This is a genomic window from Alkalihalophilus pseudofirmus OF4 (assembly GCF_000005825.2).
Classification (GTDB): domain Bacteria; phylum Bacillota; class Bacilli; order Bacillales; family Bacillaceae_D; genus Alkalihalophilus; species Alkalihalophilus pseudofirmus.
In genome coordinates, this window is sequence record NC_013791.2 from 1,990,170 (window position 1) to 2,002,699 (window position 12,530).

At 39.1% G+C, this 12,530-nt stretch carries 17 protein-coding genes and 1 pseudogene; all 18 read right to left on the bottom strand.

All coding sequences use genetic code 11. The features are described from left to right. Positions 1–52: 52 nt before the first annotated feature. On the bottom strand, positions 53–508 hold the full coding sequence (locus BPOF4_RS10015; RefSeq protein WP_012959035.1) for a GNAT family N-acetyltransferase: 456 nt from the start codon (positions 506–508) through the stop codon (positions 53–55). 38 nt (positions 509–546) lie between these two features. Beyond that, positions 547–1,062, bottom strand: a complete 516-nt coding sequence (locus BPOF4_RS10020) for a GNAT family N-acetyltransferase (RefSeq protein WP_012959036.1) — start codon at positions 1,060–1,062, stop codon at positions 547–549. Continuing rightward, positions 1,049–1,519, bottom strand: coding sequence for a DinB family protein (locus BPOF4_RS10025; RefSeq protein WP_012959037.1), 471 nt, complete (start codon positions 1,517–1,519; stop codon positions 1,049–1,051). The genes BPOF4_RS10020 and BPOF4_RS10025 overlap by 14 nt, the downstream gene beginning before the upstream one ends. A 37-nt stretch (positions 1,520–1,556) precedes the next feature. Continuing rightward, positions 1,557–1,841 carry a hypothetical protein gene (locus tag BPOF4_RS10030; protein ID WP_012959038.1) on the bottom strand — a complete coding sequence of 95 codons (285 nt, stop codon included), beginning with the start codon at positions 1,839–1,841 and terminating at the stop codon, positions 1,557–1,559. 90 nt (positions 1,842–1,931) lie between these two features. Beyond that, the gene (locus tag BPOF4_RS10035; protein WP_012959039.1) at positions 1,932–3,281 is read right to left on the bottom strand and encodes an amidohydrolase family protein; all 1,350 of its coding nucleotides are present in this window, start codon (positions 3,279–3,281) and stop codon (positions 1,932–1,934) included. 101 nt (positions 3,282–3,382) lie between these two features. Beyond that, positions 3,383–4,315 carry an AEC family transporter gene (locus tag BPOF4_RS10040; protein ID WP_012959040.1) on the bottom strand — a complete coding sequence of 311 codons (933 nt, stop codon included), beginning with the start codon at positions 4,313–4,315 and terminating at the stop codon, positions 3,383–3,385. A gap of 100 nt (positions 4,316–4,415) precedes the next feature. Next, the gene (locus BPOF4_RS10045; RefSeq protein WP_012959041.1) at positions 4,416–5,282 is read right to left on the bottom strand and encodes a LysR family transcriptional regulator; all 867 of its coding nucleotides are present in this window, start codon (positions 5,280–5,282) and stop codon (positions 4,416–4,418) included. Positions 5,283–5,304: 22 nt separating this feature from the next. After that, positions 5,305–5,463: a hypothetical protein gene (locus BPOF4_RS22460; protein WP_012959042.1), complete on the bottom strand. Its 159-nt coding sequence runs from the start codon at positions 5,461–5,463 to the stop codon at positions 5,305–5,307. Then, positions 5,460–5,989 (bottom strand): annotated as a pseudogene (locus BPOF4_RS10050) (GNAT family N-acetyltransferase). Before BPOF4_RS10050 ends, BPOF4_RS22460 begins: the two are co-directional and overlap by 4 nt. 37 nt (positions 5,990–6,026) lie before the next feature. Next, a complete protein-coding gene (locus BPOF4_RS10055; RefSeq protein ID WP_012959044.1) occupies positions 6,027–6,518 on the bottom strand; it encodes a GNAT family N-acetyltransferase in 492 nt (163 codons plus the stop codon). After that, positions 6,515–7,042, bottom strand: coding sequence for a GNAT family N-acetyltransferase (locus BPOF4_RS10060; protein WP_012959045.1), 528 nt, complete (start codon positions 7,040–7,042; stop codon positions 6,515–6,517). Before BPOF4_RS10060 ends, BPOF4_RS10055 begins: the two co-directional genes overlap by 4 nt. A 190-nt stretch (positions 7,043–7,232) precedes the next feature. Continuing rightward, positions 7,233–7,421, bottom strand: coding sequence for a PspC domain-containing protein (locus BPOF4_RS10065; protein WP_012959047.1), 189 nt, complete (start codon positions 7,419–7,421; stop codon positions 7,233–7,235). A 47-nt stretch (positions 7,422–7,468) separates the two neighbouring features. Continuing rightward, a complete protein-coding gene (locus tag BPOF4_RS10070; protein WP_081457654.1) occupies positions 7,469–8,683 on the bottom strand; it encodes an erythromycin esterase family protein in 1,215 nt (404 codons plus the stop codon). A gap of 97 nt (positions 8,684–8,780) precedes the next feature. Further along, positions 8,781–9,455: an HAD family hydrolase gene (locus BPOF4_RS10075; protein WP_012959049.1), complete on the bottom strand. Its 675-nt coding sequence runs from the start codon at positions 9,453–9,455 to the stop codon at positions 8,781–8,783. An 88-nt stretch (positions 9,456–9,543) separates the two neighbouring features. Next, positions 9,544–10,149, bottom strand: coding sequence for a hypothetical protein (locus BPOF4_RS10080; RefSeq protein WP_012959050.1), 606 nt, complete (start codon positions 10,147–10,149; stop codon positions 9,544–9,546). Positions 10,150–10,186: 37 nt separating this feature from the next. Continuing rightward, the gene (locus BPOF4_RS10085) at positions 10,187–10,861 is read right to left on the bottom strand and encodes a VOC family protein (protein WP_012959051.1); all 675 of its coding nucleotides are present in this window, start codon (positions 10,859–10,861) and stop codon (positions 10,187–10,189) included. 197 nt (positions 10,862–11,058) lie between these two features. Continuing rightward, positions 11,059–11,805: an aminoglycoside phosphotransferase family protein gene (locus BPOF4_RS10090; protein WP_012959052.1), complete on the bottom strand. Its 747-nt coding sequence runs from the start codon at positions 11,803–11,805 to the stop codon at positions 11,059–11,061. 233 nt (positions 11,806–12,038) lie between these two features. Beyond that, positions 12,039–12,527, bottom strand: a complete 489-nt coding sequence (locus tag BPOF4_RS10095) for a GNAT family N-acetyltransferase (protein ID WP_012959053.1) — start codon at positions 12,525–12,527, stop codon at positions 12,039–12,041. Positions 12,528–12,530 lie beyond the last annotated feature (3 nt).

Consider the following 12,530-nt stretch of genomic DNA (forward strand, 5'->3'; position numbering starts at 1 on the left):
CATAAAAAAAGTGCGATTCTAGATCCTGAGAATCGCACTTTTTTTATAAACATTACAGTTTCAATTTTAATCCCTCATGCGTGGCTTCAAATCCTAACCGTTCATAAAAGCGCAGGGCATCAGATCTTTCTTTATCTGTTGTCAGTTGTATCACATGACAGCCTCGTTGTTTTGCTCGATTGATTGCCCATATAATTAGCTCGCTGCCAACCCCTTGCCCCCGTACGGATGCGGCTGTTCTCACACCTTCTACCGTTGCCCTCCATCCTCCTTGATGCGTTAAATAAGGTGTAAACGTTAGTTGTTGCACACCTACGACAGTCTCCTCTTTGCAGGCAACGATTAACTCATTATTTGGATCAGACTTGATTGAATGGAAGGCGTTTATGTAACTTTCTGGGAGTGGTTGTTCATACTTTTCTCGTTTGCTGCCTAATACATCGTCAGCAAGCATATACACAATCGAATCCAAATCACCTTCTGTTGCTAGTCTAAAATGAATGTCCATTTTAATCTTCCCTCCTCAACTAAAATAATAGGAAGTTACTAATTACATTTCACTTCCATCAACCACTCTCTTCCCTCATTGATCTGCTTCACTTTTCTAAATCTACATTTCTCATAACACTTTATCGCTCTAACATTCGATACCGCTGGATCGACAATCACGGTATCCGCTCCAGTTTCCTCAATAACCTTCCTGACAAAAGAGGAAACCATTATGGTGCCTATCCCTTTATTAAACAAAGCAGGCTCGCCAATAAATTGATCCATCCCATACACCTTGAGACTATGACCGTATCCAAATTCATTATATTTCTCTTCAGCAAGCTTGTAATACTGCATAAAGCCAATCGGCGTGCCTTGCCACTCGACGATAAAAGGAGGTACTTTCACTTCTCCCTGCACACGCGGTTCGTACTTTTGCTTTACTTGCTCAAATGAAAAAGGGGCATTCACATCACCATAGTATTCTAATACCTCATTAGTACTTAGCCACTTTGCCATGATTGAAAAATTCTCTTGAGTCATTTTTCGGATATGAATATTATGATTTTCCATGTTCAGTTCTCCCTATAAAATGAGCTGAAACAGGCTTTAATTCAAGCTCCCTTGCCCAGACTGATAATTGGCCTATATGGTGAATGTCATGAGCAATGACGTGGTGAAGGATCTCATCTTTAGTATAAGATTGATTTTCCCAGGACACATTTACACGCTCATCTTTGTTTGCAAATAACCCTTCTTCCATAAACTCCATGATTTCAGCCCGGCAGTCATTAGAAAGCTTTTTCAATTGTTCCAGCGTATCGTATTGTTCAAATGGAATAACTTCATCCTCTTTGCCTTGAATGGCTCTAATCCAGCTGTATTCTACCTCAATAACATGAAACAGTGTATATAGTATACTGCCTGGTCCGCCAGTGCGCGGTTTGAGCATCTCTTCCCTTGATATCTGCCTGCACCATTCGAGCCATTCCTCTCTCACTTGCCAGATGTACTCAAAAAAAGATTGCATCAAATCACCTCATCCATTATTGCTTGTTTACCTATTGTTAAACCATTAAAATGATTATCCATCCAATGATGATCAATGGAAAAACGATAAAAAATACATTTAAGCCTTGCATGATTTTCAGTGAAACATGAACCTTTCCTTTGCTCGTGATTCTAATGTAATAAAAAGAAATCCAACCAAATACAGGCATCAAAAATGACCATACCCCGTAATTTGGTTCTGTTGCATCGATTAATTCTTCCACTAATAATAACAATAACAAGAGATTAACAGTCAACAGTGTAATCGATATCCATTTATTAAAGCGTACCGTTGTTTTCATAGAGAGGCACTCTCCTTTACCCTAGCTGCTTTTATCCTTTTAAAAAAGAGCTGCATGTAAGCAGCTCTTGAAAGCAAGCTTCAGTTATAGTTACTGATTCACCTGCTCGCGGTATTCCTCTAACATATAATCTCTTGCTTCAACCGCTTGTTTTTTCAAGCTGGCTAGATCAACATTCAATAATTTCCCCTCTTTCTTAACAGCTTCTCCTGCCACATATACAGAATCGACATTGGCTGTATTAGCCGTTTGTACGACAGTGCCGACAGGATCATTCACAGGGAAGATATTTAAATCCTTCGTACGGATCATGATTAGGTCCGCTTGTTTGCCTGGAGCTAAGGTGCCGATTTTATCTTCTAGCATAAGAGCTTTAGCGCCTTCAATGGTGGCACATTCTAAGATCGTTTCTGCTGATAAATTCAGCTCGGGACCTGGCATAATCCCTTTTTCTAGTTGAATTTGATTATATCTCGCTCGCTCTGCTTGAAGGGCAAATTTCATTTGTGCAAACATATCCCCGCCTGTTGAGGTGACGACATCGACTCCGAGTGCTGGTTTTACACCATTTTCAAGCGATAACCCTACAGCGGGATACCCATGTCCCATCATCATCTCAATTTCAGGTGTTACGGAAATACTTCCGCCTTTTTCTGCTAATAATTTTACCTCTTCAGGGCTGATCGCATTGGCGTGGACGAAGTTTAAATCTTTTCCTAATAAGTTCTCCTCATTTAACTTTTCAATCGAACGAGCTGTTGATCCCCATGTACCAAAACCAAGATGCATGCTGCATACGGCATCCAGCTCTCTTGCTAATTGAATTTCTTTTACACTAGTTTCCCAAGAACTAAACTCAGGGCCGCGAATGGCTAGACCCATTGTTAACAGCTGATCACGTGAAGAGAAATGGCGCGCTTTTATCCTGCGAGCATCCTCTGCATTATTAATGGTACTGTCAGCATTCCAGTATTCTGTGTCTCCCGGAGTGCCATGAGCAAAGACTGCTCTAATTCCAGAGTCTTTCAACCCTCTAATCATCTCTTCTGTGTGGTCAGGGGAAATAATCATTGTCCAATCAAGAAGAGTAGTAACCCCCGCATCTAATGCTTCTAGAGCACCAAGCCTGTTTGCTATATAATCATCTTCAGGTCTGCGCATGGATCCAAAGCCACCATAATAGATTCTACTCAAATACGTTTGCAGCGACCAATCTGCTCCTATGTTACGGATAAGCGACTCCCATGTGTGCCGGTGTGAATCGACCAACCCTGGCATCACGATCATGTCCGATGCATCAATCACTTCACAGTCTCCTGCTTCTATATTAGGTCTTACCTCAACAATGGTAGATCCTTCAACGAGAATATCAGCCTCCTCAAAGTTCCCTATTTTCTTATCTAACGTCAGTACCCTTCCGCCCTTAAATAACTTTTTCATCGATCTTCACCCTTTCTGCTAAAGTGGCAATTTCTCTAAACCCTTCCATTCTAGCATTCACAAATTGGAATAATCGAATCATTCGCTCAATTATAAGGGAACTAATAAACAGGAAATAAAATCCTAGCCGCATAAACGACAGCCGTGACCGTGATCATACTGAATACTGTCGAAACAAGCACCGTTTGGGCCGCATACTCAGGGTGATTATTGTACTCAAGTGCAAAAATCGAGCTGTTCCTTGACGTTGGAAACGCACTTGCGATAAACAACGCTTGAGCAATGATTCCATCAAGATTTAGAAGGAAAATAACGAGAAGTCCAATACATGGTGATAAGAGAAGCCTACCTGCTAAACTCATCAGTAAAGGCCTTGATAATCTGTAGAATTTTATAAAGGCACTTTGTGCACCGAGGGTAACAAGCGCAATAGCCAAGAAGGCATCAGCAATATTTTCAATGGGTGTGAAGAGAAAGGCTGGTATCGTAATAGAGAATCCTTTTAAAAGAACGGCGAGCAATAAAGCATAGATGACGGGGTTCTTTAGCAGGAAGCCAAGAGATTGAAGTCCTTTTTTCTCAGCCGACACAGCATTGAATAATCCATAGGTAAACGTAAAGATATTCTGAAAGATTAAGACGACTACTTGAACGGTTACGCCGATTGGGTGCTGCGCAAAAACGAGCTGACTGATCGGAAGGCCAAAATTCCCATTATTGCTCAACACTACACTGTTTTTAAAGGTAGACGTTAAGCGATGATCGAAACCTGCTGCTTTTGCAACGGCTGCACTTATAATAATGAGAATGCTATTTTGAATGACGAGAAACAGAAGAATAAGAGAAAGCGCCTCGCCACCCATTTCACCTTTATATACATTCACAAAGCAAACCGCCGGAATGAGCAGGTACGTATTTAACTTGGATAATGTCTTCATATCTAAAGTGAATTTCCGATGCAGGTATGCACCGATCGCTATTAATGAAAAGATCGGCACCATTACCTGAATAAGTATGGCGAAAAAAACATCCATTACACATCCCTCCTCTTAAGCTAGCTTATAGCTGAAAGGAAAGAGTGTAAAATTCAATCTATTTATTGAAAGGTATTCAAAAAAGGAATGACATTTTCACTTACTTAATAAAATCGATCCGTTCCACAAAACGGACGAATTCGGAGACTGATTTAAGTTTTAAAGTCTCTTCATGAAACAGCATCCACGTCTTCCGCACGATAGGCGCGCCGTTTTTATCCGTTAAATTCACACGGAACAAACCTTCTTCCTCTTCTATTAACGTGCTAGGAAGAATTCCGTACCCTAAGCCATTAATCACCATTTCCTTGCATGTGACTCCTTTGTCAACTTCCATTCCAATGAGCGGAGGGTGCGAATACGACCTGCTCCACCAGTTATCGATTATCTGCAAAAGAAGAGTATCCGTTTCATAATCAATTCTTGGATATGACGGCAAATTCTCAAGATTTATTTCCTCTTTTGAGACAATGCAAATGTTTTCTTCAAATAGTAGAAGCTTTGATTCCGGCCACTCATACTCACCGCGGACGATCCCAATCTGTACATCCCGGTGATACACTTGATTAAACACTTCTTGGCTCCATCCAGTCGTAACCTTATAGTTTACATTTGGAAAATGTTCTTGAAATAGCTTTAACATGTGAGGAAGTTTATGCGTCGCAATATAATTAGAAACCCCTAATCGCAGTGTCCCGCTTACCTCGTCTTCCATATTTAAGACCGTTTCTTTAATGCTTTGAAAACGAGCAATCATCTCTTCTGCGCATTTTGCCAAGTACTCACCTTGTGGCGTGAATTCCACTCCTCTTGCCCCTCGATTAATAATAGAAACATCATATTCTTTTTCCATTTGTTGAATTCTCTTCGTTAAGGTTGGTTGTGAAATATAGAGACTTTGAGCTGTTTTTGTAATGTTTTTCTTTGCAAAAAGCTCTTTTAAAATGAGCCAATCCCGTTCATCCATATGTATTCCCCCGTGCAGTAAACTACTCTTTTTTGCTATGATAAATCTTCTTTAACGTGTTATTGATGTTGTTTAAGCTCAGCAAAATAAAGCCAAGCATAACGAACGTCACAATTTCCCCAGTAAAAAAGGCAACGACCCCTAATACGATAAAATAAAAGCTATACCACCATTGATTCATCTTTCTAACATCCCTCTATTATCTTTATTTTTCTCTATGTACTCTCTTTTCAGAACTCCCATAATGATTTCATCTGAATATATTCCGTCAATAAACAGGGCTTCACGCAGGACCCCTCGTATGCTTTCAGTCCTCTTTTATTATGGGAATATACTTCTAGTTGAAGACGGTTTAAGTTCAGCTTATGAAAGGCATAGTCTAACGCTAATTGAACTGCCTCCCTCCCGTATCCTTTATTAAAGTACTTCGGGTCATGAAGTGCAATACTGAAGGCGGCCTTTTTATTACCTTCATCTATTTCCAAAATGGCTAAATCCCCGATACACTGATCATTAAGAAGGCAGATCGCAAAATCATGTCTCGTAGAGTCATCTGCCGCTTTGTCATAGAATTGAACGACATCTTCATATGTAAATTGCTTTTTGGTCCCTGTCATATATCTAATTTCCTTATTTTCTATCGCCTGGTAAAAGCTATGAAGATCTCGCTTTTCAAGTCTTCTAAGACAAACTAAATCTCCTTTCATATATAGACCTCCTCTTATCACTTATAGCGCTGAGTTTTTAATCAATTCCAACAAGCTGACTTCTTCTCTCTAACAAAATGGTATCCCGCCACACACCGTTCATCTTACCAATCCGCTCGCGTTTGCCAACTTCTCTAAACCCACACTTCTTATGTATGAAAAGGCTTGCTGTATTCTCAGGAAAAATACTTGATTGAAGGGTCCAAATATCTCTATTTTCACTAAGATCAACTAATGCGCTAAGTAATAAGCTTCCAAGACCTTTTCCGCTCCACTTGTGACTAACATACACACTAACTTCAGCCACACCTGCGTAGACACGGCGGTTCGATACCGGGCTTAGTGCAGCCCAACCTGCAAGCTCGCCGTCTATTCTTGCCACTAACCGGCATTCATTGTCATGACTTCTATCCCACTCCTCCCACGATGGCGCCTCTGTTTGAAAGGTGGCATTCCCATCAGCAATCCCCTCACAATATATACCTTTAACTTCGGTCCAATCATCCGGATTCATTTTATCTATGATCATGACGTATCACCTTTCGATCCATGTTGTCTAAAACCCGCATAAATGTAGTGGTATTTATAAAAAATCAATATTTCTTTTTCTTTGTTAAAACCAATCTTCTCTGCCACTCGAATAGACGGCTTGTTTTTAGGAACAATCAAGCTGATTAGTCGATCAACCTTTAATTGCTGAAACCCATAATCTCTGCATGCGATGGCTGCTTCAGTTGCATACCCTTTAGACCAATGCTTTTTATGAATATGATAGCCAAGCTCTATTCCCTTTTTCCCCTCGACTTGTTGGGTAACCAACCCGCAATCACCGATGACCTCACCCGTTTCCTTTAAGCAAACGGTCCACAAGCCATGCCCGTCCTTTTGATAACGTTGAAGATTTTTCTCCACCCAGCTTTTCGTTTTCTCATAACTGAATGGTGCTGGGTAATGCTGCATTGTTTCAGGATCAGAGAAGATCGTATGGAGAGCCGGAATATCTTCTTTAGTGAAAGGCCTTATTGTAAGTCTTTCTGTTTCAAGTTTGAGCACTTTTTCCCCTCCTATCATCGCTGCCTTCAAAAGGCATACCACATTCTTCCTTTCTTATTGGCAAACGATGAAGCATAAGATCAGCAGCGACCTTATGCTTCAATATTTTGTATGAATTGGACAACTCCATACTTGCTATCCTTATCAATACTGATGGCGTATATACGGTACTTACCTCAATATACTTTAATTAATACAAAGACTCAGGTGCCTCCGGCAGTATTACTGAAAGAATAATGTAAACCAGTAAATTAACCGGTAAAAAGATGAATAAGACTCTTACAACAAAAGAAGAGATTCCTAGATATTCTGCAATGCCTCCGCACACTCCTGTTAGTGCTCGATCATTTGATGATTTCATTAATGTATTTTTACGCATAATATCCCCCTCTTTTTATGTGTTATTTCTGGCTTACATCTCATTTTTCACGCTTTACATTCATTCCGTTTTAAATAAGCAGGAGGAGATGCTTCTCGGATAAACATAATAGCATCATAATGCTTTTGCGGTTGAACAATCATAGGAGATAGTCCTGAAAACCCTGATTCTAACAAGCGCCATCTTCTTCTCAACCACTTTTGATCTTTGTTTCCCGTTAGAGGGAGGAATAAATCCGCTTCTTTTGCCTCATAAAGAAGGGATTCTAAATGAGACTGCTTTTTCTTCATATGTATGCCTAGATTCACCCGTAATTGGGTGGCAAACGTTCCGCTCCCTGCATACAAACCAACCGCATAAATGTCTTCAGGATACTTCTTTTCAAGCCAATACCCAACTGATTTAATTCCTAATGCTTTTGCTAAGATCGGACGCTTCTTTCGTATATGAAAGTTATGAGCCCAAACAATAAGCTTCTCCTCTTTATAATAATGCTTCATCAGCCACTCTAGATTCTGAAACATATGTAACCCTCTTTGCACACCTGAGGCAACATACCCTTTTAAATTCACTTGCAGCCACTGCAGCCTATTCTGCATTCCCCGCTCAATAAGTAAAAGCATCTTCTGTATTTCAGGAGTTTTTTCTCTCATTTGTTTGATTGCTAGTAAATCTAGTAAGTCTTCATAATCTTGAATGCTTTTTTTCATTTTCCTTTTTAACGGCTTTGTGATCTTAAATAATAGTTCGTCTTGAAATTCAAAGTACTGTTCTTCAGCTTTTTTCATTGAGTGATATAATTCGTCATCTACGTGAGTTTTCACCCATTCTACCATGTATTCAGAGACTAAAGGGTATGTAGGCTGAGGGTCCATTCCGCTGAGTTTGATAGACTGGGCCCATTCTTCTTCAAACAATGGCTTCATTTCTTCATTATGGTAAATATCTAATAAGGTTTCTTGGATTTGTTTATCGGGGGATAGATTTGTTAAGAACTCTTTACACAGAGTGGCTTCAAGAAGTCCGCTTTCAAGTACGACGACGTTAAACCCGTGGTGTTGATGCAAGTAACGGATTAATTCCGTTTTAGTCGTAAAATAGTTTCCAATTCCGTGTGAGTTTTCACCAAGGAGGATGATTCGTTTATCTTTTACAAAGCGATCAATACAAGAAAAGTCATCGCTAGAATTGATTTCAAAAGCAGCTTTCTTCACTTGTTCGCGCCAGAGATTTCTTGAGCGTATACTGAAAGGACTCATCATTACCCTCCTCACACACTACGATTAGCTTTGTATCTATTTAGAAAAAGGTTTGTTGTATAAATTTGAATGATATGTGTAATCTTCCTACTCCTTATGGTTAATACTCTTGCTTACTGGGGTCGACAATTAGAACATTTTTAACCCCCGCGACACTTTCCGCTAGATACGTAGGATGACACGCCATTAACTCATCAAAGGATCCATAGCCATATGTCACAGCAATTGAGTCAATGCCTATTTGATTTGCCCCGATCAAATCATGCTCCCTATCACCGATCATCACAAATTCGTCTAGCTCACAATCAGGAAAGCAATCCAGTATAAATTGAATAATTTCTGCTTTTGAAGATCTTGAACCATCTAATTGACTTCCTACGATGAGTTCAAAATAATGATCTATCGCAAAATATTTAAGGATCTTTTCAGCAAAAACGGTTGGCTTAGAAGTGGCCACTACCAATTTAAACCGCTGATTATTTAAAGTATGTAATAAGTGAGGAATACCTTCATACAGCTCATTCTCATACATCCCCGCTCTCTTAAATCGTTCCCTGTAATAATTGATTGCGGTTTGAGTATGCCACTCGTCAAAACCGCAATATTCCGAAAATGAAACATGTAGTGGAGGACCAATAAATGATTCAAGCTTTTCTTCATCGGGAACAGCTTTATTCATTTTCTCTAAAGCATACTGAACGGATTTAGTAATTCCTGCTTTCGGATCTGACAGTGTGCCATCTAAATCGAATAAAACGACTTTATATGGATTCATAAGTACCTCCTATTTAAAGTTCACCCCTATATCTTACCATTATTTACTATCGAGAAAAGTAGAAATCAAAAGGATATTGATCACTTTGCTATATATGTTGTTGATTGTTGAGGACACGGGCAGCATCAATCTCTAAAAAGTAAGTCGCTTTGCTGAGGTCATCATAAAAGAACGGAACGAACTCTAATTCTTTAAATAGATAAATCTCGATTTCTTCATCCTCATTGCGATACGCTTCAAATATCCGGTGGTTTCCATTAATACAATAATACTTATTGTTAGTTAGATAATGACTCTGAATGATCATCACGGGATTTTTATGATTGGGTTTTATTTTAGCTGGGTCTTTATTGATGTTACCTGGATCAACAGCATCAATTATATTTTTCGGCGAGACTTTTATTGGCGACATGCCTTTTTCTTTAATTAAAGAAGTCGCCAGGTCAATATCTAAAGCATACTCAAAAATACCTGATGGATAGTCTGCATAGAGAGAAAATGTTTCCTTGCCAATCGGATGAACAACCGGATATACCTCGTTCATCTTTGATCTATTTAATAACTCTCTCCATTTAGAAGCAAGCTGCACACCGTAACGGGATGTCTTCTCCATCTCTTTTATTCGTGATTCAAAATGAATTGAAGGGTTAAATTCACGTGACTCTCGCTCAAAGACTTCAATCATATTTTGCAAGTCCATTCCCCCTTAATACTAGTGTAAGAAAGTTGGATTACTCCACTTTGTTTTCCATAATGACTTCACCTTGTTCTTTGTTAAAAAGGAACCTGCCCATCCCTTCTACACTTACTTCAAAAGGAAAGAAATGTGCTTCCTTATTTGTGAAGAACCAGCGCCTTGCCTCTTTTACGGTAATAAAGAGACCTTGCTCATCTCCTGCTGGTGTTAATGCCTCGCTATCCTCTCTCCAATTTGGTATGCCAGCTTCATTTAGCTTCCGTACAAATGGGATAACCTCATTAACAACAATTCCGATTTCACTTATGTTGAGAAGGTCTTCAGCTGAAAAGGGATGATTCACTTCTTTTTTTAAATTATGCCTGGCAATAAATTCAACAATGTTGCCTGATGGATCTTCAAAATAGACTGCATGTGCATTCCAGCTTTCAAAGAAGACTTCATCTTGACCGTCCTCTTTATTCAAAATAACTTTTGAGTTCAACCAAGACTTTGCTTCCTGAAACTTGTTGGAAGGAATATTTACAGCAAAGTGATAAACGGGGTTTTCCTTAGTATCTGCATGCTTAAACGTAACTGCACTACTACCTATTTGCACAACAAAGCTAGTACGCTCTTCTTTTAGTAAAGGAAGTTCGAGCACCTCTGAGTAGAAATGTTTTAACTCCCCTAAATTAGTTGTTAGTAATGTAAGATTAGTAAATTTCATTTTAGTCTGCCTCCGTTGCATTTATCAGGTGGGTTAGCATACTTATCATGCAGCCCTCTTTTTACAGCATATAATCTTTTAAGGCAACTAAACACCTCGGAAGGAAGTAAATTCTCTACAACTTTAGATGTAGAAAGATTACTAAGTAAGATGAACAAAAGCGATGTTTCCAATTTAAAACAACGCTTTACTCTAGGTTAATATGATAATTCAGTACACTTTATTAGCCATTCAGCTTCTGAAGCTGAGACATTTTCAGACAGCCTTGCAGCGGAAAGAATCGGAATCCACCTTAATATATCCTTCTTACCAAAACCGCTTTTTTGGCAATAAAGATGCAGGTACAATTCCGCTAATTCTTCAGAGAAAGGTTGATATAATAAGTAGGTTCTGCAAACATCAGCCAGGATGTCTCCAGAACTTGCATCTACCCAATCAATGATTGAAACACGATCATCCTCTGTGACTATTAAGTTAAATAAATGAAAATCTCCGTGACATAGTTTCTCTTCATATTTCATCCTTAATAGTTTTTGAAGCAGATAAGATCTTTTTTCCTGATGTAATTGATTCGCTGCTTTTATTTGCCTAGTTAATTTCGCTTCCATTGACTCAAGATTAACCGTATTCACACTATGTATCCTCTGTTGGACATCTATCGAAAGGTTGATATAGTCTTCTGCAAGCCCCATATTCTCCATTAGCAGCTCACCCATTGCTTTACCTTTTATATACTCCATCACAATGGCTTGCTTCTCATTAATCCGGGTAACATCAAAAACTTCAGGTACAAAGAGCCCCGCCTCGTAAGCATGCCTTTGCTTATTTGCTTCATAACCTGCTTCTGCAGGCGGCAAGTGATCCTTGAAAATCTTTATGATCCTTCCATCTATCAGATAGATTTCGGCTGTATTACCACTTGCAATCGGTGTACCTAATATCACTTAAATCCCCCTCTATTTCTTAAGGTTCCTTCTTTTTATGCCCGAATTCTTATGGTTTAAGATCAATCCGAGGATGACACGCGAAAAGAAAAATAAGGCCAACACGACAAAGACAATTACTAAACCTAATTCTTGATTACTGTAGTTTCTGAATGTATATAGTGCCATGGTAAATGCACTAATAAGTCATGAGAACAGAATCAGAGGATGAAAGTAACTGGACTTTACAATTGTCATATCTTTTTCTTTAAGGAATAGATCGCTTGTTCAGCCCCAAACCGAATGAGTATCTGCTCTTTTTTCATTCCTACTTTTTCTAACAGCCTGCATGATGCAGTGTTAGCTGTTTGTGTTTCAGCAATTATTTTCGTAAGATTCAGATCATTCAATACATGGGTAACAATGAGCTGGAGTATTTCTGTAGCATAGCCTCGCCCCCACCATCGAGGTAGCAGTTGATAAGATAATTCAATATTTACCCCATCATGATGAGGATCAAGAGAAGCCAATCCTATAAACTCGTCCGTTTGTTTTTCTCGAATAATCCAATAAAACGAGCCTTTTGGTGGATACTCTAATTCTTTTAACGACAACTCTATTGATTCACCTTGCGGAACTCCGCCTAAATACTTTCGCACTTCTTCACTTTTGTAAAGCTTTCTTATCTCTGTTATATCTGATCGTTGAAAACCTCGTATGATACATCTTTTAGATTCGAGCAATTA